We start from the raw sequence: 25018 nt of genomic DNA on the forward strand, positions 1-25018 counted from the left end.
AGGATGTTATTGGAATCAGGTAAAGGAACACCTTATGATCGTAGAGACGCCAAAAACCAGAAAATTCCCCCGCACATTTTGGCTAAGACTTTTTGCCATTTTCTCTATTTTACTGGGGTTATTGTTCTCGGTATTTGTCTTTACTAACCTTTGGCGAGATTCAAATTCCAGTGATTTTAGCCGTAACAGCAAGTCGCTTGGCGGGCGTTATTACAGCTATCAGCAAAAAGTTTATGTCAATATTCCATTTCAGGGGTATTACCTGCTACCTGGTGTAAATAGTCGTGATTTTCAGGTCTATTCTTCCCGATATCTGGCGCCATTAGCCAAAGATAATCAGTCAGTATTCTGTGGTACCCATATCATTCAAGGGTTGCAGCCTGAACGGGTAATTTATACCTCTCAGGGATATATCAGCGATGGTCACAATACCTATTTTTGTAGCGAAGAACGTAAAAACCCCGACTATTACTGGTGGCACGAAATAGTACGTGATAAAGCTTATGACAACCCTGATCGCCCGAGGCGTCGGGATTTTATTTTAAGCCCGGTAGATAATGTCGTTTATGGCAACCTGAAAACCTGGGGGCAGAATTATCTCTCCGATGGCCAACATCTGTTTTATGAAGGTGTCATGATTTCAAAAGCCGACGGTAGCAGTATTCAATCTGTACCGTATGGGCAAGGGCATTTAAAAGACAGAATACATGACCGTTATTTAGCGGATAATACTCGTGTTTATTATCAGGGGCAGCCTTTGTCCGATGCAAACCCTGTGACTTTTAGTGCATTTTCTCCGGACAGCGATCAGTGGCGGACAGATTATGGTTGGGATGCCAAAATCAACACCTACTATTTTGGCGCAACGCCTTTTCCAGCGGTGATTGATGGAAAAAATACCCGTGGGCTAAATCTCTTTGTCGCCGATCGCGATCGGGCAAACCATGAGCTATTTATCAACGATAATGGCGTTTTTTATTGGGATTATCAGGGGAAAAAATTTAAATATGCGGGACCAAACCCTTTTGGTAACGATAAATCACAACTACTTTCAGAACAAAAGGCTCCGGGAGTATGGGTTACGGATAAAAATACCATTGTTTTAATCTCGTATGAGGTTTGGGGGAAAAGAAGCCGGGGATTGGTAAGCAAAAATACCGTACTTTCTGTTTTATCTGGCGTGTCATTATCTGACTGGCAACCGGTTGATACTTTCGAGCGCAACGGAAGGGCACTCGGCACCGTATGGTTGGCTAAAGGTAACCATTATTTTTCATCATCCAGTGGCCAAAATATTAGTATGGACGAATCACTCTATTTAATTACTGATTACCCGGCATTCAAACAACAATTACAGCAAGATCAACGGATAACCAGAAAACTGAAGGAGCAATATTTACGTAGTGTACGTGATATGCCAGAGGTTAATAATATCGATCACGCCAAATCATCTTATTCATTTTGGAATTAAAATAATAAATTACTTATATTATATAAGATAATACTTATTTATTCAGATGGGTCACTATTTTTGTTTGATTTAACTTCAATCGTCATCGTGTTTTTATTTTTAATTAACAGTAATTTAATTTCATCAATTGAAATATCTTGAAATAATTTGGTAATAATTAAATTATTGAACTACTCTTTATTTTGTAGATGGTTTTCATTTCAGAATGAATAGCATTTCAACCATATTTACCTGACGCCTGAATAATAACTATCTATTATTATATGTTTTATTATTGAATTTTTATTTTCTAAATAAGGAAAATTAATATGGCTATGCAAAAAATTGGCAAAATGAATCTTAAAAATTCTGGTGGTTTTGTTGCCCGCATTCAATATAGTTATATGGATGATAGTGGCGAGAAACATCTTACAAAACAAAGTAATGATATCACTCTGGGAAGATCAAAAACCATTGCGCCTGATGAGCTTGGTGTTCCTGATGGCTCAATGGTATATATGCATGCATTTGTTGTTTGGGGAACGGATAATGAAGCTCGCAGGGCATTCATATTTGAAAAAGGAAATACAACCACGGCGAATTATAATATTAGCGGAACAACGTTAAATAATGATCTCGGTCTAATTGATGTATCATAGTAACCATCTGTTTTAATGAGTTGTTCATATCTATTCTAAAGTTAATTATGTTAGGTAAATATGGATGCAGTGATAGAGATATCATCTGGAGGATAAGTAATGGGGCTTCAATTTTTAGATAAAAGATATATTGGTGCCATCATAATAGATGCGTGGCAAAATAACCTTAATACCGAAATAGATCCTGCTGATGGGCAATGGTTTACTAATGGACCGGGTAATAATGGCGGATTATATGGATATTTAGTCGATAAGATCGCGACTAAATTAGTTTTTGATCAAAGCCAAAAAGTATTTGAAGTACATCAAAAAGCTGCCGTTACCGGAATTGCGGATAACCGAAATGGTCTTACTCCCAACATGACCGTGTCATTAAAAATACGGTTCCTGTAAGCATTCCTGTCGGTCATGTAATGAAAGTGCTTCTGATGTGTAATGAGCAACAGTTAGAAGTACCTTATTTTGCAGATATCTACCTGAGTGGAAACTCAACCACCAATTTTCGTTCTCCGGTGAATGGAAAGAAAAACTGGTCAATAGATGCAGGAACGCTTTGCGAATGGATTAATCAATATCAGTCCAGTAGTGACGCGAACCTGATATTTTGCCGGGATCCGGATGATTCAACCCGAGGTTTGATCCGAGTAAAAGGGATGCTGACGGCAACACAAACGGTAAACTTTCATGTTGCTACTGAAGACATTACCAAAAGTTTTGATGGTTATATTGCGGAAGGAATAGCACAAGCCGTCGCAGTATAGTTGGTATTGAACTGCAGGCCAGAACCGATCAACCACAGGCCTGCAGTTTAATGATCCCCAGTGAGCTATTCAGCCAGTTCACGCATCACTTTTATTAAGTCCGATTTTCCCTCAAAGCCAATGCCCGGCAGTTCAGGCATGACAATATGCCCATCCTCAACGATCACTGAATCAGGAAATCCGCCGTAGGGTTGAAACAGGTCAGGGTAGCTCTCATTGCCACCAAGTCCCAGGCCGGCGGCAATATTTAATGACATTTGATGCCCGCCGTGTGGAACGCAGCGGGTTGGCGACCAGCCAAACTGCTCCAATACATCCAGAGTGCGCAGATATTCCACTAAACCATAGGAGAGGGCGCAGTCAAATTGCAGATAGTCACGATCCGGGCGCATGCCGCCATATCGTAAAAGATTACGGGCATCCTGATGTGAGAAAAGGTTTTCACCGGTTGCCATTGGGCTGGGATAGAACTCTGACAGCGCTGCCTGCAATGCATAATCAAGGGGATCGCCCACTTCTTCGTACCAGAATAGCGGATAATCACGCAGCATTTTGGCGTAAGCAATGCCGGTTTCCAGATCAAAACGTCCGTTAGCATCGACGGCAAGTCGTGCTTCGTTACCAATCTCATCTAGCACCGCTTCAATACGGCGGCGATCTTCTTCCAGTGGCGCACCACCGATCTTCATTTTAACCACGTTATAACCGCGATTGAGATAGCTACGCATTTCTTGTCGCAGAGCGGTCAGATCTTTACCCGGATAGTAATAGCCTCCAGCGGCATAGACAAAAACGCGAGGATTCGCTTCAACGCCTTTCATCTCTGCCAGCATACGAAATAATGGTTTGCCGGCAATCTTTGCCGTAGCATCCCAAATTGCCATATCCAGCGTTCCCACGGCAACGGAACGCTCACCGTGACCGCCGGGTTTTTCATTGTTCATCATCACATTCCATATGCGATGAGGATCGAAGTTATCGCCACGTTGATTAAGCAGACTGCCTGGATCCGCCTGTAAGATCCGTTCGCGAAAACGCTCGCGAATAAGGCCACCCTGACCATAGCGACCATTAGAGTTAAAGCCATATCCAACTACCCGCTGACCATCAATAACCACATCCGTGACCACAGCAACCAGGCTGGTTGTCATTTTACTGAAATCGATATAAGCATTTCTGATAGGGGACGCAATGGGCTTGGTGATTTCAACAACGTCAATTATGCGCATTCTTTTCTCCTTATTTTGCGGCTGAAAAGGTGGCTAGACAGGATGGCATCGTATGCCACACTGTATTAATGAATTGTATTTAAAACAGTTATTACCGTCACAGCCACTATTTGATTGAAAAGCAATCTGGTATAGCTACATACTAAGGGGATAAATCATCTTCATCTAATGCCTGTAAGGATGGCTGTAATGCAAAATCGGCATCACCTAGAATTAACATGGCTTGAAGACTGTGTAGCACTGGCAGAAACCCTTAATTTCTCTAAAGCAGCAGCGTTACGTTATGTGACGCAACCCGCATTTAGTCGACGGATCCAGTCTCTTGAAGAATGGGTAGGCACCGCATTGTTTGAACGTAACAGACGAGGCGTTGACCTGACGCGAGCCGGAGAGGTGTTTTGTGGTCAGGCACCCGAGCTAATCAGAACACTTTATGCAGTAAGAACTGAAGCGCTGGATGTGGCCGGGCAAGAACAGCCCGATGTGGTTTTTTCTGCGACTCACGCACTATCTTTTTCCTTTTTTCCTGAACTATTAAGGCGCAATGACAAGATTGTGCGATTTGGATCTTTCCGACTGCTATCTGATACGTTGAAATCCTGTGAGAGATTGATTTTACAGGGAGGCTGTCAATTTTTGCTCTGCCATTATCATCCTCATATGCATATTAATCTCGAGCCGGAAAAGTTCTTTAGTATCAGTTTAGGGTTGGACAGGCTCATTCCTTACAGCGCGGTTTCTGCTGATTCAACAAAACCGTTATGGGCGCTGAATGGCAGGAAAAAATTTCGTTATCTGTCATTTAGCGGCGAGTCAGGCTTAGGGCGTATTATTTCAAACACCGCATCCATTAACCGGGTTAAGCGAGGGATGGAAGTGGCCTTTACCTCCGATTTGGCAGCAACGCTGCTGGCGATGGTCAGAGCAGGAGATGGTGTAGCCTGGCTGCCGCAGTCTTTGGCTGAACCGGAGGTAAAAAACGGAACCATTATCGCGGTCGCTGATAAAGATTCAGATCTGTGTATCCCGGTGGAAATTCGTTTATATCGACCGGCAACCAAAATGTCTAAAGCAGTTGAAGAGCTATGGCGTATTTTTGTTGAAGCCCAACAGTAGAATGATTAACCCCATTTTTGCAGTATTTGAATTTGCAATTAGCAGTGGATGACTGGTTCCTGTAGAAGATAATCTTTATAATGATCAGGTTTTTTCATTCATATAAACGGATTTAGAGGAATTTATGAAAATATATTGGGCTGTTGATAACGTTCCGGAGTTAAAGGGATTAGATAAGCAAGAACAAAAGCGCTTATTCAAAGAGTGCAATAAAGAAGGGCGTAAGCGTATTGGCTCTGCGTTCTGGATTCGTCTTGTTATTGCCATTGTTCTATCCGTTGTCGTTGCACTCTTCCTGCCTTTAGGTGGCCTTATTGGTGGTGCAATGATCGGGGTATTTGTTGCGTTCTTGTTCATTGTTTTAGTACAAAGCCCAACCATTGAAGCAGGGCGCGTCTGGCTGCAAGAACAGGGTTATCCGAAAGAATAAAAGTATTGTATTGAGATAAGAAAGCCAGTGAGAAAAACACTGGCTTTTTTGTATCGACAATCAAATAACGTTACATTGTCACAATTGATATCAATAAAAAAGGCAGATCCGGCATCACCTGATCCACCTTTATTCAGTGATTACAGCGTTGGGTAATCGGTATAACCTTCCGCATTACCACCATAAAATGATTCAGGGCGCGGCTCATTAAGCGCGGCTTTACGATGTAAACACTCTACCAGGTCCGGGTTAGCAATATATGAGCGGCCAAAGGCAACGGCATCAATATAACCCTTGGCAATCAAGGCTTCGGCTTTCTCTGGTGTATAAGCACCAGAACCAATAATCACACCGCTAAAACGCTCACGCACTTTCTGACGGAATTCATCGCTGTAAGGCTGACCACCAGCCCAGTCAGGCTCAGACATATGTAAATAGGCCATTCCACGTTTACCTAACTGTTCGATCAGATAAAGGGCGTCAGCTTCTTCATTATCGCCATTACTCACTCCCTGGAAGGTGCCAAGAGGCGAGACACGAATACCTATGCGGTCAGCGCTCCACTCTTTACTGGCAGCATCCACCACTTCCAGCACCAGACGAACGCGATTTTCCAGGCTGCCACCATATTGGTCAGTACGATGGTTAGCGTCCGGAGAAAGGAACTGATGCAACAGGTAACCGTGTGCAGAATGCAGCTCGATTAAATCAAATCCTGCATCTCGTGCATTGGCAACAGCCTGACGGAAATCATTAACGATGCCAGGAATTTCATTCGTTTCCAATGCGCGTGGCATGGAAGTATCGACCCGTATGGCATGGCCCTGTTCATCACGCAGAGAGGTGCGGGTTCCGGCACTAATCGCGGACGGGGCAACCGGAGCCTGCTGGCCTGGTTGTAAACTGTTATGAGAAATACGTCCGGTATGCCAGAACTGTACGGCCATATGGCCATTTTCTGCATGTACGCCGTTGGTAATTTTTTTCCAGGCTGCGATCTGTTCAGCGCTGTGTAACCCCGGAGCTCCCGCATAGCCTTTAGCCTGCGCTGATATTTGGGTTGCTTCACTGATAATCAGACCAGAGCTGGCGCGCTGACGATAATATTCACCCATGAGTGGAGTAGGGATATCGCCAGGTTCAATGCTACGTAAACGGGTTAATGGAGCCATAAAAATGCGGTTTGGCACCGTAATGGCACCCACTTTTAATGGGGTAAACAATTTATCTGCTGACATGATACATCCTCAAGTAGACCGGTCGTCTATAAATAAGAAAAATAAAAGAACCTGTCAGGAGACAGGCTCCACTAAAAGCCGGGTTACGTGGTCAATAGCGCATTCCAGCGGTATCGAGCTACGTGAAATTTTTGCCTGCAAACTGGCACCAAGCCAAAGGGCGTACATCACCTGTGCCTGCATCCGGGCTTCGCCGGGAAAATCGAAACATTTCTCAGATCGTCCCTTTTCAAGCGCGTTGGCAAGGTGAGCGATAACCTGAACGCTTCCGTTATCCAGTGCGTTACGCATATCTTCTGACAGGTCACAAACTTCAGCAGACAGTTTTACCACCAGACAATTGGGGGAACTGCCATTCTGATTGAAATAGTCCAGACTCTGTTGATACCAGTTGACGATCAGTTCAAGCCAACTGGCATTTTCCTGACAAAAATGCTGCTGTAATCGCTGATTGTACAACGCATAGTGGCGATCGAGCATAGCGACACCAAATGCCTCTTTTGACCGGAAATAGTGGTAAAAAGAGCCTTTAGGCACTTCTGCTTTCGCCAGCATTTCGCTTAATCCCATGCCGGTAAAGCCGCGACTCAGACAAAGTTGAGCCCCGGTAGCAAGGAGATGTTCACGCGTATCATGTTCTGGATGTCGATTCATAAAACTCACTATAATAGACCGGTCGGTCTAATGCAATCCTGATTTACGTTTTTAAACAAATTGGGTCTTAATCTGGCGACCATCGGTGAGGAAATTTCCTCCTCCCAGATGGTGTAGGGTATGCAAATCTGCATTGTTTTCATTAAGATTCCAGTGACCATTAATAAAAACGCGCTGGTCGGCAGCGGCCGAAACCACCTCACCAAAAAAAGTATCATACTTTTCCTGAGCGCCAGACTCGGTTAAAAGCCGACACTCCATCCAGGCAGCACAGCCAGATTCAATTACCGGAAGGCCGATAGATGGGCCTTGATGAGCAATAATTGAGAAACGGTTAAATTTATCTTCATCGCGACCCGATACGCTACCCACGGCGTAAGTCAGATTGACCATCGAGACAGTAGGAATACAAATACCAAAAGATCCGGTTTTCTCAATCAGTTCACGGGTCCAGGCACTTTTATCCACCACAATAGCGACTCTTGGTGGTTCAAATTCCACCGGCATCGACCAGGCGGCAGCCATCACATTACGATGACCATTTTCCGGATCGTAGCTGGTAATGAGTACCGTTGGTCCGTGGTTAAGTAAGCGGCTGGCATGTTTTAGTTCTATTGGCAGGAAATGGCTCATCAGGCGATCCTTTCATTACAGTTGCATTGCTATTCAACATAGGAAGAAAACATAAACTAATCAATTTAATAAACAAGTGAATGTTAAATACCAATGGTTGAAGAAACTCAGTAAACGATCATTCACTATTGTTTTAAGATTCAGGATCGTTTAAGTTTAGTAAATGATCGTTTACTGAGAATAACTATGACAACCACCCGCAAGCAAAAGAAAGTCGCTACACAGATTCAACTTCTTGAGTCAGCGGCTAAATGTTTTTCTGAAAAGGGGTTTCGGGGCACAGGGATGGCCGAGTTGGCCAACTCGGTAGGGATGAGTACCGGTAACCTTTATCGTTACTTTCCAGATAAAGAGGCTTTTATTACGACACTGGTAGAAGATGAAATGTCGGGTGCCATTACCAAAATGAATGATCTCGATGATTCTGAATCTCCATTGAGAAATATTCTTGGCGTGATTAGTAGCTGCATTTTTGACCCGGGTTATCCGATGGATCATCGATTATGGATCGAGATCCTGGCTGAAACTGCAAGAAACGAACGGTTAAGAACCGTATTTAAAGCCAACGACAGTCGGATGCGAACCGCGTTTAAACATCTGTTACAACAGGCCATGAAGAAAGGATTAATAGCCGATGATATCGACCCTGATGGCACCTCCATTTGGCTCTACGCCTTAGTCGATGGAATGATAGCCCGTACGGCAATCGATCCTGATTTCGATTTTTCTGTTCATATCGATTTATTCAACAAATTAGTGACTAAAGCGTTAAGTAAATAACGTCTTTATCTCAGGAGATTTTGCCATGTCAGATACCACACTTCGCCTGCTGATGCCTCAGTGGCAGGGCGGGAATAATGCGGTTTACCACTTTGGAGCACAACTACTTGCCTGGCTGGCACCAGAACATCATGGAATAACGGAAAGCGTTCCGGTATCGCCGCCGGAGAACGTGTTGCACGATGATTCACTGGTTATTGAAAATGGTCTGGTTGCGCGCAAGGCACTACTTGAACAGATAGATTCGGCAAAACAGATTATTCAGCGTCATCAGCCAAAACGGATTGTGACGCTGGGGGGCGATTGTCTGGTGAGTCTGGCGCCATTTGCCTATTTAAATCAGCTTTATGATGGTGATGTGGCAGTGTTATGGATTGATGCTCATCCGGATCTTAATATTCCACAGCATTTTTCTCATGGTCATGCCATGGTTTTAGGTAATTTGTTAGGGGAAGGCGATGCCGATTTTGTGGGAAAAGTGGCGTTACCATTTCAGGCTAACCGGGTACTTTATGCGGGGTTCTCCGGTGGCGAACCTTATGAGATGGAAGTGATGAAGCGTCTGCAATTACCTTTAATATCGGCAGAAGAGTTGGTTCAAAGCACCGATGGCCTGCTTGACTGGTTTAAAAACACCGGCGCTAAGCATTTGGTTGTCCATTTAGATTTAGATGCGCTCGATCCTCATTGGTTTAGATCGTTGCTTTTTGCCCGTCCGGTTCCTGAAGGTGAAACTGCGCTTCCCGGAATCCCTCATGGCAAATTACGTCTGGAAACTCTGGTTAACATGCTGGAAGATGTGGCTAACATATCAAATGTAGTAGGTATCACCATCGCAGAACATACGCCGTGGGATGCAATAGCATTAAAACATATGCTGGCAAGATTACCGCTTATGCGGTGATTGTTTATACCAAATGGAGATAATCAATTGATTTCACTGACAAGTGTTGATGGTTGCACTGAATTAGATCTTGATATTGCGGGTTATCAATTCCCAGAGAGATCAGATAACTGGTGCTTGTTAAGGGTGTCAGTTAAACAAGGCGCGGAACATTTTGATAAAATTGATCCTGCGTTAGAAACGGGCGATCTTAATCGCCTTTATCATTGGTTTAGCGCGCTGGCAGAAAACCGATTACCGGAATATGCGAATTTATCTTTTACCGAGCCTTGTCTGGAACTGGCTTTCCTTTCTTACAAGAATAATGTAGTCAGAATAGCGATTACCCTTAACTGTGAATTAAAGCCACACTTTCCACTGAAGAATCCATTTGGGGAAAAAGAGCATTGGAATCTGGTTTTTGCTTTACAAAAAGAGGATTTCAGCCAAATTTTAAGCTCACTGAAGCAGTGGATTGATAACTACCCATCAAGACGATAGTTTTTATAAAACCCGCTGTTTCGCAACGATTACCATTAATCAGTTATCTCATCCGATCTCGCAAAAACTCAATAAAACGTTGGGTTTTGGCCGGTAACAGTCGGGTTTCTGTCAACGCATAGACGGGAACCGGCACTCCCTGCCACTGTGGCAATATTCGACACAGGTGACCCTCCGCCAGATCTTCGGTCACCACTTCCTGTGGCAACAGGACAATCCCTTGACCGAAGGCGGCAAGACGTCGGATCATTCCCACGTTATTCAGCATAAATCGGCCACTCACATTCACTTCAACTTTTTCTTCCGCCTCGAAATTATGTAGCGTCCAGACGCCATTTCGGGGGAAACCTAAACATTGGTGCTGAATAAGTTCCTGTGGGTGAGAAGGTGCGCCATGCTTTTCTAGATATGTTGGTGAAGCATAAAGATGAGCAGGCAGATTGGCTAATAGTCGGGCGATCAGGTTTGAATCTTTTTGTTCCCCAATGCGAATAGCCACATCAAAAGGTTCGGCTACCAGGTCAACTCTGCGAGGCGTTAGGTCAAATTCAAACCGAATATCCGGGTATTGTTCAGCAAATTCAATCAACAGCGGCACCATATAGTTAATGGCAAAATCTACTGGTAAAGAGGCGCGCAACAGGCCGCTGGGCTGTGCCAAAATATCACCTAACTCTTCATGCGCCAGCCTGGCTTCCTCTACAATGCGTCGACAGCGGTCATAATAAATTTGGCCCGCTTCCGTTAGTTCGATTTTTCGGGTTGTGCGGTGTAATAACCTCAATCCGATGGCTTTTTCTAATGCGCTGATGCGCCGTGAAACCGTTGAGTTGGGTACGCCAGTGGCTTCCGACGCCCTGCGAAAACTCATGACTTTTACCACTTCAACAAACAGTTCCATATCATTTAGCATTTCAATTGTTCCATAAATGGATTAATGATTTCCATTTTACCCTATTTATCCCATTTTGTTTTTAAACCATGATAGTCCCGAGCACACATTAACCTTCGGGTGGCACAGAGACGCTGTTGCCAATACCGACAATACGCAAGGAATTGATCATGAATAAGTTATTTACTCCGGTTCAGGTTGGTGGTTATACCTTATCAAACCGTTTGGTTATGGCTCCAATGACCCGAAGCAGAGCGCAATACGATGGCACTCCGGGCGAGTTGGCGGCGGAATATTATGCGCAACGCGCCACTGTTGGCCTCATTATTGCGGAAGGGACTCAACCCTCTGATGACGGACAAGGTTATTTGATGACACCGGGAATCTATACTGATGCACATGTTGCTGGCTGGCGCAAAATAACCACCGCCGTACATAACCAGGGTGGGCATATCTTTATTCAATTGATGCATGCCGGACGTATGTCACACCCTGATAATACGCCTCACCATCGTCAGGGGGTTGCACCTTCGTCCATTGCGCCAGCAACGCTAATGTTTACCGTTAAAGGCATGCAGGATATTCCGGAACCCAGGGCATTGAGTACTGAAGAGGTACGCCAGACCATGGCCGATTTTCGTTTTGCGGCACGCCGTGCCATTGAAGCCGGGGCAGATGGCGTAGAGATTCATGGTGCCAATGCCTATCTGATCCAACAGTTTTTAGCGCCAAGCGCCAATACCCGCACTGATGAATATGGCGGTTCAATAGAGAATCGGGCTCGCTTTGCATTAGAAGTAGCCGCTGCGGTAGCGGAAGAGATTGGTGCTGACAGAACGGCTATCCGTCTATCTCCAGGCATCACGATATGGGGTATTGATGAAGGTGAAGAAGGACCTGCGCTTTATCGTTATCTGGTTGCTGAGTTGAATAAATTAGGTCTGGCCTATCTGCATATTATGGAGCAGGGCAATGAACCCTTGCTGAAAGAGATACGTGAACGCTGGGCGCAAACTCTTATTGTTAATCGCCCCGGACAGCCCCGGGAGAAAATGGGTAGCGATGTGCAATCCGGTCTGGCGGAACTGGAGGCTTATGGTCAGATGGTATTGGCCAATCCGGATTTTGTTGAACGGTTAAAGTCGAACGCACCGATGAATGAAGCGGATCGTAATACCTTTTTTGGTGGTAGCGCACAGGGATATACCGATTATCCTGTACTGAACGCAATCTAAAAGCATTCGGGAGACAATCATGAGTTATCAAAATTTTAATGCCGATAATGCCGTTTTATTGCTGATCGACCATCAAATTGGCACCATGAGCTGGGCAAAATCTTCACCATTTGAAGAGGTGAAACGTAACGCTTTGATGCTGGCTAAGTCCGCCAATATTTTGAAGTTGCCCGTGGTATTAACTTCCAGTATGGAAGAGCAGGCTCAGGGGCCATTATTGCGTGAGCTGGAAGCCATTTTACCCCAAGCGTTTGCAACCCGGATAAAACGTCAGGGGATGGTTAATGCTATGGATGATGAGAATTTTGCGGCGGCGGTAAAAGCCAGCGGTCGTAAAAAGATGATTATTGCGGGCGTAACCAATGACGTATGTACAGTTTATCCTGCATTGAGCTTAGTCAGAGACGGTTTTGACGTTCAGGTAGTTGCTGATGCGGGGGCTTCACCAACCCGAATGGCAGATGATATTGCGCTGCGACGCATGGAGAAGAATGGCGTCACGTTAACGACGACCAATCAGTTGATTGCTGAACTGGCAGGCAGTTGGGCTACCCCGCAAGGCGGTCAACTAGTGCAGGTTCTTATGGAATCCCTGACTGCATAATTGATATCAAGGCTCCCGGTATTAAGGGAGCCTTTTCTCATAACAGTCCAGATTCATCATTAATTACCTTATGTAGCGCACAACAAATCTGTTCCGCTTTTTCTCTGTTATCAATATTGGTAAACCCCAGCAGTAATCCATTTTGCCTTTTCTCTGGCGCTGTTTCTATCGCATATCCATCACTCAGTGCTTCAACGGCTAAGTGATGTTGTCTGGCGTTGATCGATATTTTTTTATCATTAAGAGAAGATGGCAGATGAGCAATAATATTCATACCTCCCTGATGACATTCAATTTTAGAGACCAATGGACAGTTTTTTTCCAGAGTATTGGCTAACAGCTCACGTCGTTTGGCATACAACTGCCGCATCTTTTTTAAATGGCGAAAAAAGTGCCCATCGTTCATAAATTTAGCCACGGTCAATTGAGTTAATACCGGGCATAAACAGGGCTGGAATTTGAAATACTGACTGAAGGCTTCAATTTGGGACTCAGGAACGACGAAATAGGCCAGTCTGAGAGCCGGAAACAATACCTTACTGAATGATCCAACATAAAAAACGCGCTGCTGGGTATCCAGACTTTTCAATGCAGGTAAAGGGTAGCCGGTATAGCGATACTCGCCGTCATAGTCATCTTCAATCAGCCAATGGCTATTTTGTGTGGCCCAGTCGATGAGCTTAATTCTGCGTTCCAGCGTTAACGTCACGCCTAACGGGCTCTGATGAGCAGGGGTTAATAAAACGGCTTTAGCAATATCAGGACTGAGAAACTCGGGATTAAGACCGTTACTATCAACCTCTACAGGAATGGTTTGATAACCAAGATTTGACAGCAGGGTACGAGACTGAGGAAAACCAGGGTTTTCAAGGGCTATTTTATCATTGGCAGATAGAATAACCGATGTAATTAAGCGAATAGCCGAGCTGTATCCTGCGGTAATAAAGATTTGGTTCTGATGACAATCAATACCGCGTGAGATTCTTAAATAGCTGGCAATAGCCTCACGCAATGGCATCTCACCTTGCGGATCCGGGTAGGCCAACAGTGAGTTTCTGATGGTTCGACTAATATGGCCCAGCAGCCGGTTCCATTTAGCTAAAGGAAAAGCATCGACCGCAGGTACTCCCAGCTGAAAAGGCAGCAGGCGATCGCTGACCTTCAAATCCGAACTTAAATGATGATGTTGTACGTTTTGCGCTGGCTGAATGGCTAATGGAATATTAGCGACAAAAGTACCGTGTTGCTGATTGGTCATCAGCAATCCTTCATCTGCCAGTATGCCATAGGCTTTTTCCACCGTACCTCTGGCGATATTCAGTTGATTTGCCAGATTTCTGGTTGATGGAATTCGCTGGCCGGATTTTAGCTGCCCATCAAAAATCGCCTGTTTTATATGCCAGCATAGCTGCTGATAAACAGGCAATTGGGTAGAGAAGTTGATGTCAGTTAAAAAACGATTCATATGGCCTATAAAAAAAGTTAATTTATGGCTCTTTATTGTAGGGCATATTTAGACAAAACTAGTCATCAAATATCACCATGGAGAACATTATGTCTCAGTTACGTCTTTCTTATCCTAAACTTTCCCCTCAGGCATATCAGGGTCTGATTGCCTGTAAACAAGCGCTGCATAGCAGTTCAGTGGGTCCTGAACTGATTGCGTTGCTCGATTTACGCATTTCTCAAATTAATGGCTGCGCTTTTTGCTTGAAAATGCATACCGATGAACTGCGTAAACTGAATGTCTCTAACGATAAAATCGACACGCTGGCAGGATGGCAAATATCGTCAGCCTTTAATGAAAAAGAGAAGGTTGCGTTGCAATGGGCTGAAGGTTTAACTCATATCTCGGTTGAAAACAGTTCTGATGAACTTTATCAACGGTTACAGCAGCATTTCACCGATAATGAAATATCTGATTTAACGTTAGCAATTGGTTTAATGAATGCGTTTAATCGTATTGCCATTAGCTTACGCCAGTAAGATTAAGCACTTTGTATTAAGTTGATTATTTATATTTCACTTTAAATAGAGATTAACCAACATTGTTAATTTCAGGCCCCGTCGATGTCATGCATATTGATGGGGCAGTGCTTTACTATCTCCATATTTTATAAAGAAATGTATATTTTTGTCAGATGACAAAATTGTCATTTATCGGTCATGCTCAGGTCAGATATCCCCCCGTAGAATACATCCCGAAAGCAGTACTTTTTCTAATATTTTACGAGGTGTAATTAAATGAAAGTAACTAAATTAGTATTAGCAGCATTAATGGCGGGAGCCTTCTCTGTAAGTGCATTTGCGGCAAATCAGGTCAGTTCTGGTAATGGTCTAAATAAAGTGGGCAGCGTTTCTGTGTCTGGTGCCAGTACCCTCGATCAGTTGGAAAGACAGTTAGCCAAAAAAGCCGATGAAGCAGGTGCCACCTCCTATAAAATTATCTCCGCCGGTGGTGATGATAAATTGAATGGTGTAGCTATTATTTATAAGTAATCAACATGAAAAAAGGAGGGTTTCCTCCTTTTTTTTTGTTTCTGCGGGTAAATGCCATAAACAGGCAATTATGGAAATAAAAAAATTATAGCGAGATAATCAGATCGGTTAGAATCAACCATCATATTATAAGGACATAAATATTATGGTCGTTGAATTAAAACAGATTACGGCAAAAATTCGGGAAGCCATCCATTCTGCGACAGAAGGATTAATCGGACGGGAGCAACTGGCTGAACTGATGGTTTTAGCCGCCGTTGCCAGAGAGCATCTATTGGTCATTGGCCCTCCCGGAACGGCAAAAAGTGCCGTCGTACGCCGCGTCTCTCAGGCCATGGGAGGAAACTACTTTGAGTATTTATTGGGGCGATTTACTGAACCGTCTGAATTATTTGGCGCAGTTGATCTAAAAAAACTCAGGGAAGGTACCGTTGAAACTGACGTAACGGGTATGCTTCCTGAAGCGGATATCGTTTTTCTGGATGAAGTCTTTTTAGGTTCAACCGCTATTCTTAATACCTTATTAGGTATTCTGAATGAACGTCGCTTTCGGCGTGGTCATACGGATATCCAATGTCCATTAAAAGTCTGTGTTGGTGCCGCTAACAGTTTACCGGATGATGAGAGTCTGGCTGCATTTGCCGACCGCTTTTTACTTCATCTGTTTATTGAGGCAGTTCCCGATCATCAGTTAGAAGCAATGTTAGCCGGAGGCTGGCAATCCGAACTTCGTCAGATTGAGTCACTGGTTGATACTGAACAACTAGACAGACTTCATCAAATGATGAAGCAAGTATCACTGGATGGTATCCGCCCGGCATTAGCCGCAGCAATACGAACTTTACGTCAGGCGGGTATTTTGCTTTCCGATCGGCGTATCGTCAGGGCCCAGCGTCTGATTGCCGCGGCAACCTTGCTCAGTGGCAGACTGGAAGCGACGGATGCCGATTTATGGCCACTATTGTATGTATTACCAACGCAAGAGATGCAGCAAAACGGGCGAGAAGCTTTACGGGATCAACTGGCTGTCTCATCTAATGGCTATCTGTTTAGCGTGGTGGAAGAGGCGACATTACAGCCACTTTCTCGCGTAAGTCGTTTAATTGAACAAGCCGAAACACTGATTAAGGGCCAGGACTCTTCTAAACAAAATGTAGAAAGCCTGCTGAGAGAGATTGATGCTAACTTCTCAACAGAGAATATTCCCGTTGAGCTGGCTGATTTACGTACCCAACTGGCCGTGCAGTTAAGCCATCTGATATGAATTTATCATCTCTTCTTGATTGGCACTGGCGACAAAGCATGTCAGAGGTTGAACCACAGGCGGCGGTTGGGTTTGGCATCATTGCACCTCAACTATTAGCCTGCTTACGCCAGATGCCTTCAGAGCATCAAGCCAGACTGCATGTGACGGCAAATCGCGATGTTCTTATCGTGACGGGGAAAACAGCACTGTTACCCTGGATTGATGGTATCGAATATGCCGCACCGGATACATTTGCACCCAGTTTATGGTTACCGACACGCTGGCAACCCTCACTACCAACGGAACTTATTGCTCAGGCGTTAAAACAACGCTACCTGCGAGTGCCTTATCTGTTATGGCATCAGCCTAAAGTCATTATTCCTCTGGATAAGCAATTACCCGTCAGTCCGGCACTGTTGGATCGCATTGAAAAATATTGGGAAGAAGCTTAATCATGGCAGGGACAACGCCAACCATCGAGTTGCTAAAACAACCAGTACAACCGCTACCGGAAGCATTGCGACCATGGCATTCCTGGTTAACCTGGTTTGCTCCGGAGATATATCCAGGTATCGCCGAGTTTTTACGCCGCCTTAATCCTCTATTGGGACCTGTCAGAGGGGAAAACAGGGCGGAGAACCGGAGCCGGATGGGCTGGGTAATATTCAGCGCAAAGGTGACTATGAGCGATTATTACTAAGCGAATGGTTGTTAGCAGATGAGCTACCTGATGAGTTTTTGCGCAGAGCGGCTAGCACTGAACATCTGTTTCTTGCTCCTCATTATCGGGCCAAACAGGCTCAAAGTCTGATTATTGTGTTATTTGACAGTGGGCCGCTTCAACTGGGTAGTTGTCGTTTAGTTCATATAGCAATGCTGATTTTATTAGCCCGTCGGGCAGAGCAGGTTGGAGCCAGACTACGTTGGGGTGTTCTGCAACACAGCACTGAACTGTATGAATTTTCCAGTCCTGAACATTTACAGCAACTATTAAAAACGCGAACTTACTATCCGGTCAATGCTGAGCATATTTGCCAGTGGCAACTGAAGCTGCAGGATTATCACGACAGTATGGGAGAACGCTGGTTGGTGGGTGGTGACGCCTCCATCGATTTATGGCCCGGTAAAGAGATATCTCATCGGGTGATAGTTCAGCCAACTCAGGATAGTGAGACGCTGGAGGTTCAGTTACGGGATGGTAGTCATTGTCGTCGAATAACGCTTCCGTTACCCGCAACAAATATTGCCAGACAGCTGATTAGAGGACAGTTCCAGGTTATGGTTTCTCACCAGAGCAATCAGAACCATCGACTTTCCCTGATGTTTCCTCCGATTATCTCCTCTCACGGTAGCTGTGTGGGCGTCACATTGTTAGATGAGCCGGGTGTGGTGCTATTTAAAGTTCCACGGTTAAATGACTCAAATATTGTTAAACAGGCGTCTAAGCCGGTTCGGCAACATATGCCGTCGGGGTGGCAGATATTAGCCATGCATTGTCAGGGAAAAATGGCTGGAGCCTTGCTGAGTCAGGGGGATACATTAACGTTTTGGCAAACCAACAAACTATCTTCATTTCAAAAGCCGGAACATCGTGATTTCCAAACTACAGTGGCAAGAGCAAACCTGCAGCCTTCAGCTTATCTGACCGATGGGCAGTCGGCGGCGATGTATGTATTAGACAGAGGGCATCAATTAGTACTGTTTTCATCCAGCGCTGATTCTATGAGATTAATTATGACAGGAGTATTGGGAATCGCCCGGATGGGAGACAATGCGCTTGCCTATATTTGTTACCGTAACAACGTATTACATCAGGTTGTAACCGATCTACGAAACGTCAGCCATTACTATTCTCTTGGTTATACGGCACCGGAAAATACCAGTGTGATGTTTGCCTTTCAGCGCAGGCATCATCTTGGTTATCCATGTGCCATACAAATGAAGTCTGATACCTCTGAGGTTTGGCGTATTCATAACCTTTCAATTAACGATCTAACGGTGGATGTCAGTTTACCTGAAGGATGGAAAGCAATTGGTCTTTACTATTCATCCGTGACGCCAGATAAAGATGCTATTGCAAACTTGCTGCTAATTAATCTAAATAAACGGAGTATTGGTCGTTATTTTGATGGGCAGCTTGAAAAGCTGTATACCACACCAACCTCCAAAATAGTCAGAAAGACCTTTTGTCCGGTATCTGGTTTATTAGCCTTACTTACAGAAGCAAAAGAACTCATCGTTTATTCAGTGCATGAGAATACGCTACGGCTTTTTTCTCAGCGCATTGGTGGAGGAAATGATGAGTAATTTACCCAGTTCAGCAATTCGTCACCCACAATTAACCGGTGAACAAGATATTGTAGCGCTTTGGTTTCCCGCTGACTGGTTTAATCAACAACATCGTCTGATGTTGATATTAAAACACTGGCAAAAAGAGGCTCAGATATACCGTTTTGAGCAGGGTGACCTGCTATGTTATCGCGATGCTCGCCGCTTGTACTGCGAAAAAATTGTCGGATGGCCAATGATTCGTCTGGGGAGAACTTACTGTTCTGCACCGCTGGAGACGATTGAAATTGCTACATTACCACCCGCTGATGTATGGCTGGTTCGTAGCGGTCAGGTTGAGGCGATGCATTTTTCAAATGCAGAAAAAGTCTCGCTTTCCAATTGGATAGACATTGCAGGGTACGATTTTCAGGATACATACGATTGTTACGACGCTCTGACTCTGAATCAAACTGAATTACTGGCAAAAACCCAGGATGTCCGTACTATGCTGGGAGATAAAATTCCTCCTGTCAGTAATGAACAACAGCAATTTTTACAAGCTGCAAAAAAAAGAGCGCAATCAAATAAAACGGTGAATTCATCGGGTTCTCTGGCTTCGCTGGCGTCTAAATTAATCAGTGGATTAATCTCGAAAAAGACCACATCGGCAATCACAGATAGCGATCCTCAGAAAGGATTATCGCAAGTCTCCCATTGGCAGCGCTGGTTGGCTAAATTAGCGATGACCAGTGGATTATCTTCAATCATGGGAAGACAACATGCGAACTATATCCGCCGGATGATGGAGATGTTTGAATCTGACGATATTGAAAATGCGCTGCGTCATGCGTTGCCGTTGGGGAGCGATGATGTTTCACAACAGCAAATGTTAGGTCGCTTACAGGCTCGTCAGAATTTGAATGTAAATCAATCATATTCTGGTTCAGGTGCCTTTGTTGGTATAAGCAGTCAGTTACAGCAGTATTTGCAGCAGTTGTATCGCCAGCAGTTTACCCGCCTCGACCAGACTGGACGAATTGATGAAGCACTATTCGTCTTAGCCGAATTGCTACAGGTTCGGCAAGAGGCATTAGATTATCTGGAAAAACATCAGCGCTATCAGCAGGCGGCTGAACTTGCGCGTTCATGGCGTTTTCCAACCGCACAAATTATTCGGCTCTATTGTTGTAGCGGTGACTGGCAAACCGCCGTTACGATTGCCCGACTGGAAAATGGATTTGCCAGTGCGGTACTGTTGTTAGAACCTAACTGGCCGGATGCGGCTAAACGTTTAAGAGTCGAGTGGGCACAATCGCTGGCGAAACAGGGCAAGTGGCTTGACGCCGTTGATGCGGTTTGGCGTTTAGCTGAAGAACAACATCAGGCGCAGCAATGGTTATTAAATGCAGAATCTGCCGGTGGGCAGTTAGCCGCCCGAGCCTTAGTAAAACGGTCATTATTATTGCCGGATACTTTAGATATCTATCAATCCTACCTTTCCAAGCTCATTCACACAGCGGATCGCTATCAGGACCGGGCAGCATTAGCCGCCGAATTACTGGCGGTTCAACAACATACTCCGGCAAGTCGTGGGCTGGCTAAAGGACTGGTCAGAACCATGATATCCGATCAGTTTAGCGGGCATGCTCAGTTGACCGGAAATGAGATTACAAAACTGATTGCGCTAAGTGACGATAAGGTACTGAAAAACGATTTGCCTCAGGGTAAATTCCCTTCACCGGAACTTAAAAGTTTTGAACAGCAAAAAAAAGTAATAGATATCATCGCACCCGAACCTGGGTTACATGAAATTTATGATGCGGCGGTATTGCTGGACCAACGCTATTTGGTTGCCTTAGGCGAAGCAGGGGCTGCGATAGTTAATTCAACGGGTCAGATCGTATCGCGTTATTCTGTTCCTGCTTATCGAATTGTATTAGCTCATAGCCGTCAGGTCGCTTTAGTTTTAACTCGCAGAGATGAGATCTGGCTGGTTAATAAACTCGATTTAGTTCTTCATACCGTAACAGAACTCGGTATGGTCAAAATGGATGTTTATGCACAACAGTTCGACGGAATTATTTGGAGTATTGCCGAAGGTAACCATATTCGGGTAGTTGATGTTGAACGAAATATGGGTACGCTTTGGCAAGTTAACGATCTTCCCGGTAACGTAACAGCTGTGAATACCACGTTGAAAGAAGAACAGTGGTTGATAATGGCTAAGGAACCTGAATTCTGGCGATATTCTTTACCAGAACGTCGATTGACAGCGCGCGATAATATCAGCCTGTTTGAAAATAGCACCTGGATAGGTATCGACTCCCATAGCTCCGCTATTTTTTGTAGTGAATTCGTCAGGGATCAACAAAATGGTTTAGTACTGTGTCTGCACAGTAATAAGAGTGGCTATCGTGGTACCACTAACCGTATTGCATTACCGGATGATATGATGGAAAAACAGGGACGAGATTTACAGATTCATTTAGGTGTATGTACCATGTTGATTTTTGCACCTGATGAGCAAGGGCAAGAGATCAATTTGTACAGTAAAAATCAAACGCAGATGTGTGCATCAATTCATTGGTCAGAAGATAGCACACCCAATATTCGAATGCTGGATGATGGATGGTTAATTTTTGATCGAAAAGGGCGATTACTTCATCTCGACTGGCATCGAAGCGGTATCAGACATATTAGTGTCAGATAAATTACAGCGGCGAATACCATTGTCAGAGAGTATTTGCCGCTGCAACGGGTCTTTATTGCATACTGTGCAATCCAATCACATTGCCTTCAGTATCTTCAATGGTGGCGCAGAAGCCAAACTCGCCAATGGATTGCTTTGGTGAAATCACCCGTCCACCAATAGCTTCCACTTTACTCACTTGTATGGCGCAGTCGGAACAGGCGAGATAAATGCGAGGTCCTGTGCTTCCCGGAGTACCTTCATTACTCTTAACCAGCGCGCCACCGGAACCTTCAATACCTTCCTGATAAGGAAACATAAAATACTCAGTATCGGTATCAGACAGCTTTGTTAATTCAATATCTAATAGCGACTGATAAAAACTAACGGCTCTCTCCATATCTGAAACATAAATTTTAAACCAAACTGTTGGGTTATATTTCATTGGGTTTCCTCTTCGGTAGGTGGTTAGACCGTATGTCAGTAAAATTTGAACAAATACTTTACTGTATAAAGCGTGTTAAAAACGCCAAATGGATCCGATTTTGTGAATTTTTTAATAAGAAAGATGATATAACAAACTGAATTTAATAATAAAATTAGATGAATCAAAAATATAAGATAATGATCGGTGGTACTCTTGTATCCTTGGTTAGCAAGCTTAAAACGATAAGCTGGTAAGACACCAGTAAGTTAAGTTCCACATTATTTTGATGATTTTATTTTTATATAAAAGGATCTGTTTTGATGAATATTAAAAGTTTACTTCTGTCTGTTTCCCTTTTAAGTATCTTGCTACTCAGTGGATGTAACAGTACGGTACCTCTGGCAAACGATCAGGAGTCAGCCATAACTAAAAGTTTTCCAGTTCCACAAGAAAACCAATCTGCTTTGTATATATACCGCGATAGCTTTACCGGTAAGGCACTAAAAAAAGATATCTATGTTGATGACAAGTGCGTTGGTGAAACCGCAGATAAAACTTTTTTCTATACTTTGGTAGCCGGTAATCAGACTCATAAGATTTCAACTGAATCAGAATTTTCTCCTAACGACTTATCTATCTTCACAGAACCTGGAAAAAATTACTTCATCAGACAACATATAAGAATGGGAGTTTTCGTCGGCGGAGCCAAACTTAGTGTATCCAGTGAAGAAGAAGGGAAAAGGGTAATAACTAAAGCAGATGTTCATCTTGCAGAGCCTGGCGTATGCGATAACTGAACAATTGTCATATGTGATTATCAATCACATCAAAATTACTTTGTGTAACCTTGGTCCCATAAAAACTCGTTTGACCAACGAGTTTTTTTGTTTTAAAACCCGAGAGAATAAGCTCCGTTATAAACGTATTTTCCAACTTCTCTTATCATCGCCTCCTAAATATCCTCCAAATCGTTATATAAAATGATATATAGTGATGAGAGAGCCTTCCCATAAGGAAAGCATCTTCTTGTCAAACTTAGAATAAAAGTTAATAAGGTTGAAACCATGATTATTAGCGATATTGATTTTTCCTCTCTGTATAAAAACCATATGGCCAAAGCAGGAAGGGTAACCAAACCTGCCAGCAGTTGGGATGCTAAAGCAGAAAAAATGGCTGAAAGCTGTGCTAATCCTGAAGATGAGTATCTGAAAAAATTTTTATCGATGATGGATTTAACGGGGGCAAAAACATTGCTGGATATTGGTTGTGGTCCCGGTACCATTTGCCTGCAGGCTGCAAATAAGCTCGAGCACGTTTACGGGCTGGACTACAGTGCCGGAATGCTGGAAGTTGCCGAACGCCGGGCCAACGTGATGGAATTGGATAACGTAACTTTGTTTCAACGAGCATGGGATGATAACTGGGATGACATTCCGCCAAGCGATATTGTGGTTGCCTCACGTTCCACATTGGTTGCTGATATGGGTGCCGCACTAAAAAAACTTCACGATAAAGCACTAATGCGGGTTTATACCACCCATCCTATTGATCCTCATTTCATGGATATTCGAATTTTACGCGCATTGGGTAGAGAAAATACCGGTTTGCCTAACTATATCTATCCATTAAATATTTTGTGTCAGATGGGTATTAATCCGCGTCTGGACTACATCTATAGCCGTAACTGTCAGGCCAGAACAGACAGTTACGAAGAGTTTGAGAAAACCGTTAGCTGGTCGCTAGGGGAATTAACCGATCGGGAACGCGACAACCTACATAAATACTATCAACAGGGTAAAAATGGGCCCGAACCATTAATCTCGCCGCTGCGCGGTTGGGCATTTATTTCATGGGATAAAAATCAGGGGCGGAGCTAACCTTATGTTTTACATTGCTGATAGCCAAATAGATCAATTGTTGTCTGATGATATTCAACACGGAGATTTGACCACTCGCGCATTAGGAATTGGACAGCATCCTGGAAACATGGTGTTTATCCGTCGACAGTCTGGGCGGATTAGCGGTTTGACGGTGGCTTCTCGCTTGTTAACCAAACTATCTCTTAATGTGACACTTAACGCTCAGGATGGTCATGATGCTCTGGCCGGCGATGTATTACTTACTGCAACAGGATCGGCTGCGGCACTCCATCAGGGATGGAAGGTCACTCAAAACGTTTTAGAGTGGAGTTGTGGCGTAGCTGGCTATATGGCAGAAATGGTTGAGGCCGCAAAAAAAATCAATCCGGCTATTCGCATCGCCTGTACCCGAAAGAGTATTCCCGGAACTAAGTTTTTGGCTATTCCGGCAGTCATTGATGGTGGCGGAATCATTCACCGGGGAGGCACGGCTGAAACGGTGCTGATGTTTGCCAATCATCGGCACTTTTTTGCTCAATCTGATAACTGGCACCATCAAGTCTCATTGCTTCGCACCGATGCACCAGAAAAGAAGATCATCGTTGAAGCCGACACCATGGAAGAAGCCCTGTTAGCGCTACAGGCACAGCCTGATATTTTGCAATTGGATAAATTCTCACCACCACAAATAACGGAATTGATTGCCTTATCGCATCAAATAGCACCACATTGCCTGATTTCCGTTGCCGGTGGTGTAAACCGGGACAATATCCAACAGTATGCTGAAACAGGTGTTGAACTTATCGTCACTTCCGCTCCGTATTATGCAATTCCGGCAGATATTAAGGTGGTATTACAACCGACAAATTAGTTAACCAGCAATGTTATAAAAGCCGTTCCAGTTGGCTATCAAACTGGAAAAACAAATAGCATTAATGAATAATGATTAAACAACAACCAGT

At 44.1% G+C, this 25018-nt stretch carries 28 protein-coding genes; 21 read left to right on the forward strand and 7 right to left on the reverse strand.

Going from position 1 to position 25018, the window contains the following annotated elements; genetic code table 11:
* Positions 1-34: 34 nt before the first annotated feature.
* From EKN56_RS07860 to EKN56_RS07875, 4 genes are all read left to right on the forward strand, one after another.
* The gene (locus EKN56_RS07860) at positions 35-1471 is read left to right on the forward strand and encodes a DKNYY domain-containing protein (protein ID WP_130591266.1); all 1437 of its coding nucleotides are present in this window, start codon (positions 35-37) and stop codon (positions 1469-1471) included.
* A gap of 308 nt (positions 1472-1779) precedes the next feature.
* Positions 1780-2109: a hypothetical protein gene (locus EKN56_RS07865; RefSeq protein WP_130591267.1), complete on the forward strand. Its 330-nt coding sequence runs from the start codon at positions 1780-1782 to the stop codon at positions 2107-2109.
* A 99-nt stretch (positions 2110-2208) separates the two neighbouring features.
* The gene (locus tag EKN56_RS07870; RefSeq protein WP_130591268.1) at positions 2209-2502 is read left to right on the forward strand and encodes a hypothetical protein; all 294 of its coding nucleotides are present in this window, start codon (positions 2209-2211) and stop codon (positions 2500-2502) included.
* 20 nt (positions 2503-2522) lie between these two features.
* Positions 2523-2870 carry a hypothetical protein gene (locus EKN56_RS07875; RefSeq protein WP_130591269.1) on the forward strand — a complete coding sequence of 116 codons (348 nt, stop codon included), beginning with the start codon at positions 2523-2525 and terminating at the stop codon, positions 2868-2870.
* 65 nt (positions 2871-2935) lie between these two features.
* On the opposite strand, the gene EKN56_RS07880 is transcribed toward EKN56_RS07875, so the two are convergent.
* On the reverse strand, positions 2936-4099 hold the full coding sequence (locus EKN56_RS07880) for a mandelate racemase/muconate lactonizing enzyme family protein (RefSeq protein ID WP_130591270.1): 1164 nt from the start codon (positions 4097-4099) through the stop codon (positions 2936-2938).
* A gap of 189 nt (positions 4100-4288) precedes the next feature.
* Here EKN56_RS07880 and EKN56_RS07885 point away from each other — a divergent pair, with 189 nt between their 5' ends.
* Both EKN56_RS07885 and EKN56_RS07890 read left to right on the forward strand, forming a co-directional pair.
* On the forward strand, positions 4289-5215 hold the full coding sequence (locus EKN56_RS07885; protein ID WP_130591271.1) for a LysR family transcriptional regulator: 927 nt from the start codon (positions 4289-4291) through the stop codon (positions 5213-5215).
* 124 nt (positions 5216-5339) lie between these two features.
* Positions 5340-5645, forward strand: coding sequence for a hypothetical protein (locus tag EKN56_RS07890; protein ID WP_130591272.1), 306 nt, complete (start codon positions 5340-5342; stop codon positions 5643-5645).
* 140 nt (positions 5646-5785) lie between these two features.
* Here EKN56_RS07890 and nemA read toward each other — a convergent pair whose 3' ends face one another.
* Genes nemA through EKN56_RS07905 form a run of 3 tightly spaced genes read right to left on the reverse strand, consistent with a single transcriptional unit; the run spans position 5786 to position 8170 of the window.
* On the reverse strand, positions 5786-6883 hold the full coding sequence (gene nemA / locus EKN56_RS07895; protein ID WP_130591273.1) for an alkene reductase: 1098 nt from the start codon (positions 6881-6883) through the stop codon (positions 5786-5788).
* A gap of 54 nt (positions 6884-6937) precedes the next feature.
* A complete protein-coding gene (locus EKN56_RS07900) occupies positions 6938-7537 on the reverse strand; it encodes a TetR/AcrR family transcriptional regulator (RefSeq protein ID WP_130591274.1) in 600 nt (199 codons plus the stop codon).
* A gap of 51 nt (positions 7538-7588) precedes the next feature.
* Positions 7589-8170, reverse strand: coding sequence for a flavin reductase family protein (locus tag EKN56_RS07905; RefSeq protein ID WP_130591275.1), 582 nt, complete (start codon positions 8168-8170; stop codon positions 7589-7591).
* Between the two features lie 186 nt (positions 8171-8356).
* Between EKN56_RS07905 and EKN56_RS07910 the strand changes: the two genes are divergently transcribed.
* From EKN56_RS07910 to EKN56_RS07920, 3 genes are read left to right on the forward strand one after another with little or no spacing between them, the layout of a single operon-like run.
* A complete protein-coding gene (locus EKN56_RS07910; protein WP_130591276.1) occupies positions 8357-8950 on the forward strand; it encodes a TetR/AcrR family transcriptional regulator in 594 nt (197 codons plus the stop codon).
* Between the two features lie 25 nt (positions 8951-8975).
* Positions 8976-9854: an arginase family protein gene (locus EKN56_RS07915; protein ID WP_130591277.1), complete on the forward strand. Its 879-nt coding sequence runs from the start codon at positions 8976-8978 to the stop codon at positions 9852-9854.
* A gap of 27 nt (positions 9855-9881) precedes the next feature.
* Entirely contained in the window at positions 9882-10334 is a 453-nt protein-coding gene (locus tag EKN56_RS07920) for a WapI family immunity protein (RefSeq protein WP_456085569.1), read from the forward strand.
* Between the two features lie 43 nt (positions 10335-10377).
* Here the strand turns inward: EKN56_RS07920 and EKN56_RS07925 are convergent, their stop codons facing one another.
* Positions 10378-11247: a LysR family transcriptional regulator gene (locus tag EKN56_RS07925; protein ID WP_246020006.1), complete on the reverse strand. Its 870-nt coding sequence runs from the start codon at positions 11245-11247 to the stop codon at positions 10378-10380.
* A gap of 143 nt (positions 11248-11390) precedes the next feature.
* Here EKN56_RS07925 and EKN56_RS07930 point away from each other — a divergent pair, with 143 nt between their 5' ends.
* Together EKN56_RS07930 and EKN56_RS07935 are read left to right on the forward strand one after the other, a co-directional pair.
* Positions 11391-12461, forward strand: coding sequence for an alkene reductase (locus tag EKN56_RS07930; RefSeq protein WP_407656534.1), 1071 nt, complete (start codon positions 11391-11393; stop codon positions 12459-12461).
* Positions 12462-12480: 19 nt separating this feature from the next.
* The gene (locus tag EKN56_RS07935) at positions 12481-13065 is read left to right on the forward strand and encodes an isochorismatase family protein (protein WP_130591281.1); all 585 of its coding nucleotides are present in this window, start codon (positions 12481-12483) and stop codon (positions 13063-13065) included.
* A 37-nt stretch (positions 13066-13102) separates the two neighbouring features.
* Here the strand turns inward: EKN56_RS07935 and pdxR are convergent, their stop codons facing one another.
* Positions 13103-14530 (reverse strand): MocR-like pyridoxine biosynthesis transcription factor PdxR, encoded by a 1428-nt coding sequence (gene pdxR, locus EKN56_RS07940; protein WP_130591282.1) that lies wholly within the window; start codon positions 14528-14530, stop codon positions 13103-13105.
* Between the two features lie 89 nt (positions 14531-14619).
* Here pdxR and EKN56_RS07945 point away from each other — a divergent pair, with 89 nt between their 5' ends.
* The 7 genes from EKN56_RS07945 (at position 14620) to EKN56_RS07975 (ending at position 21791) form a co-directional block, all read left to right on the forward strand.
* On the forward strand, positions 14620-15051 hold the full coding sequence (locus EKN56_RS07945; protein WP_130591283.1) for a carboxymuconolactone decarboxylase family protein: 432 nt from the start codon (positions 14620-14622) through the stop codon (positions 15049-15051).
* A gap of 258 nt (positions 15052-15309) precedes the next feature.
* On the forward strand, positions 15310-15564 hold the full coding sequence (gene bhsA / locus EKN56_RS07950) for a multiple stress resistance protein BhsA (protein ID WP_130591284.1): 255 nt from the start codon (positions 15310-15312) through the stop codon (positions 15562-15564).
* 145 nt (positions 15565-15709) lie between these two features.
* Positions 15710-16828 carry an AAA family ATPase gene (locus tag EKN56_RS07955; protein WP_130591285.1) on the forward strand — a complete coding sequence of 373 codons (1119 nt, stop codon included), beginning with the start codon at positions 15710-15712 and terminating at the stop codon, positions 16826-16828.
* Positions 16825-17262: a bpX5 domain-containing protein gene (locus tag EKN56_RS07960; protein ID WP_260676971.1), complete on the forward strand. Its 438-nt coding sequence runs from the start codon at positions 16825-16827 to the stop codon at positions 17260-17262. The genes EKN56_RS07955 and EKN56_RS07960 overlap by 4 nt, the downstream gene beginning before the upstream one ends.
* Positions 17263-17264: 2 nt before the next feature.
* Complete coding sequence (locus EKN56_RS07965) at positions 17265-17510, forward strand: hypothetical protein (RefSeq protein WP_130591287.1); 246 nt, start codon at positions 17265-17267, stop codon at positions 17508-17510.
* 8 nt (positions 17511-17518) lie between these two features.
* Positions 17519-19117 carry a hypothetical protein gene (locus EKN56_RS07970; RefSeq protein ID WP_142665308.1) on the forward strand — a complete coding sequence of 533 codons (1599 nt, stop codon included), beginning with the start codon at positions 17519-17521 and terminating at the stop codon, positions 19115-19117.
* Entirely contained in the window at positions 19107-21791 is a 2685-nt protein-coding gene (locus EKN56_RS07975; protein WP_130591289.1) for a bpX6 domain-containing protein, read from the forward strand. The genes EKN56_RS07970 and EKN56_RS07975 overlap by 11 nt, the downstream gene beginning before the upstream one ends.
* 52 nt (positions 21792-21843) lie before the next feature.
* Here the strand turns inward: EKN56_RS07975 and EKN56_RS07980 are convergent, their stop codons facing one another.
* Positions 21844-22215, reverse strand: a complete 372-nt coding sequence (locus EKN56_RS07980) for a VOC family protein (protein WP_130591290.1) — start codon at positions 22213-22215, stop codon at positions 21844-21846.
* Between the two features lie 302 nt (positions 22216-22517).
* Here EKN56_RS07980 and EKN56_RS07985 point away from each other — a divergent pair, with 302 nt between their 5' ends.
* The 3 genes from EKN56_RS07985 (at position 22518) to modD (ending at position 24927) form a co-directional block, all read left to right on the forward strand.
* Positions 22518-22994, forward strand: coding sequence for a DUF2846 domain-containing protein (locus EKN56_RS07985; protein WP_130591291.1), 477 nt, complete (start codon positions 22518-22520; stop codon positions 22992-22994).
* A gap of 267 nt (positions 22995-23261) precedes the next feature.
* Complete coding sequence (locus EKN56_RS07990; protein WP_130591292.1) at positions 23262-24074, forward strand: class I SAM-dependent methyltransferase; 813 nt, start codon at positions 23262-23264, stop codon at positions 24072-24074.
* A 4-nt stretch (positions 24075-24078) separates the two neighbouring features.
* A complete protein-coding gene (modD, locus tag EKN56_RS07995) occupies positions 24079-24927 on the forward strand; it encodes a ModD protein (protein ID WP_130591293.1) in 849 nt (282 codons plus the stop codon).
* Positions 24928-25018 lie beyond the last annotated feature (91 nt).

The sequence above is a fragment of the Limnobaculum zhutongyuii genome (assembly GCF_004295645.1).
GTDB classification, from domain to species: domain Bacteria; phylum Pseudomonadota; class Gammaproteobacteria; order Enterobacterales; family Enterobacteriaceae; genus Limnobaculum; species Limnobaculum zhutongyuii.

Bases quoted from the DNA above. Each gene is read 5' to 3' on its own strand.
- nemA (WP_130591273.1), bottom strand. From the start codon at position 6,883: ATGTCAGCAGATAAATTGTTTACCCCATTAAAAGTGGGTGCCATTACG.
- EKN56_RS07985 (WP_130591291.1), top strand. From the start codon at position 22,518: ATGAATATTAAAAGTTTACTTCTGTCTGTTTCCCTTTTAAGTATCTTG.
- pdxR (WP_130591282.1), bottom strand. From the start codon at position 14,530: ATGAATCGTTTTTTAACTGACATCAACTTCTCTACCCAATTGCCTGTT.
- modD (WP_130591293.1), top strand. From the start codon at position 24,079: ATGTTTTACATTGCTGATAGCCAAATAGATCAATTGTTGTCTGATGAT.
- EKN56_RS07890 (WP_130591272.1), top strand. From the start codon at position 5,340: ATGAAAATATATTGGGCTGTTGATAACGTTCCGGAGTTAAAGGGATTA.
- EKN56_RS07905 (WP_130591275.1), bottom strand. From the start codon at position 8,170: ATGAGCCATTTCCTGCCAATAGAACTAAAACATGCCAGCCGCTTACTT.
- EKN56_RS07865 (WP_130591267.1), top strand. From the start codon at position 1,780: ATGGCTATGCAAAAAATTGGCAAAATGAATCTTAAAAATTCTGGTGGT.
- EKN56_RS07915 (WP_130591277.1), top strand. From the start codon at position 8,976: ATGTCAGATACCACACTTCGCCTGCTGATGCCTCAGTGGCAGGGCGGG.
- EKN56_RS07975 (WP_130591289.1), top strand. From the start codon at position 19,107: ATGATGAGTAATTTACCCAGTTCAGCAATTCGTCACCCACAATTAACC.
- EKN56_RS07945 (WP_130591283.1), top strand. From the start codon at position 14,620: ATGTCTCAGTTACGTCTTTCTTATCCTAAACTTTCCCCTCAGGCATAT.
- EKN56_RS07880 (WP_130591270.1), bottom strand. From the start codon at position 4,099: ATGCGCATAATTGACGTTGTTGAAATCACCAAGCCCATTGCGTCCCCT.
- EKN56_RS07900 (WP_130591274.1), bottom strand. From the start codon at position 7,537: ATGAATCGACATCCAGAACATGATACGCGTGAACATCTCCTTGCTACC.
- EKN56_RS07980 (WP_130591290.1), bottom strand. From the start codon at position 22,215: ATGAAATATAACCCAACAGTTTGGTTTAAAATTTATGTTTCAGATATG.
- bhsA (WP_130591284.1), top strand. From the start codon at position 15,310: ATGAAAGTAACTAAATTAGTATTAGCAGCATTAATGGCGGGAGCCTTC.
- EKN56_RS07910 (WP_130591276.1), top strand. From the start codon at position 8,357: ATGACAACCACCCGCAAGCAAAAGAAAGTCGCTACACAGATTCAACTT.
- EKN56_RS07860 (WP_130591266.1), top strand. From the start codon at position 35: ATGATCGTAGAGACGCCAAAAACCAGAAAATTCCCCCGCACATTTTGG.
- EKN56_RS07955 (WP_130591285.1), top strand. From the start codon at position 15,710: ATGGTCGTTGAATTAAAACAGATTACGGCAAAAATTCGGGAAGCCATC.
- EKN56_RS07960 (WP_260676971.1), top strand. From the start codon at position 16,825: ATGAATTTATCATCTCTTCTTGATTGGCACTGGCGACAAAGCATGTCA.
- EKN56_RS07875 (WP_130591269.1), top strand. From the start codon at position 2,523: ATGAAAGTGCTTCTGATGTGTAATGAGCAACAGTTAGAAGTACCTTAT.
- EKN56_RS07925 (WP_246020006.1), bottom strand. From the start codon at position 11,247: ATGCTAAATGATATGGAACTGTTTGTTGAAGTGGTAAAAGTCATGAGT.
- EKN56_RS07990 (WP_130591292.1), top strand. From the start codon at position 23,262: ATGATTATTAGCGATATTGATTTTTCCTCTCTGTATAAAAACCATATG.
- EKN56_RS07870 (WP_130591268.1), top strand. From the start codon at position 2,209: ATGGGGCTTCAATTTTTAGATAAAAGATATATTGGTGCCATCATAATA.
- EKN56_RS07935 (WP_130591281.1), top strand. From the start codon at position 12,481: ATGAGTTATCAAAATTTTAATGCCGATAATGCCGTTTTATTGCTGATC.
- EKN56_RS07965 (WP_130591287.1), top strand. From the start codon at position 17,265: ATGGCAGGGACAACGCCAACCATCGAGTTGCTAAAACAACCAGTACAA.
- EKN56_RS07885 (WP_130591271.1), top strand. From the start codon at position 4,289: ATGCAAAATCGGCATCACCTAGAATTAACATGGCTTGAAGACTGTGTA.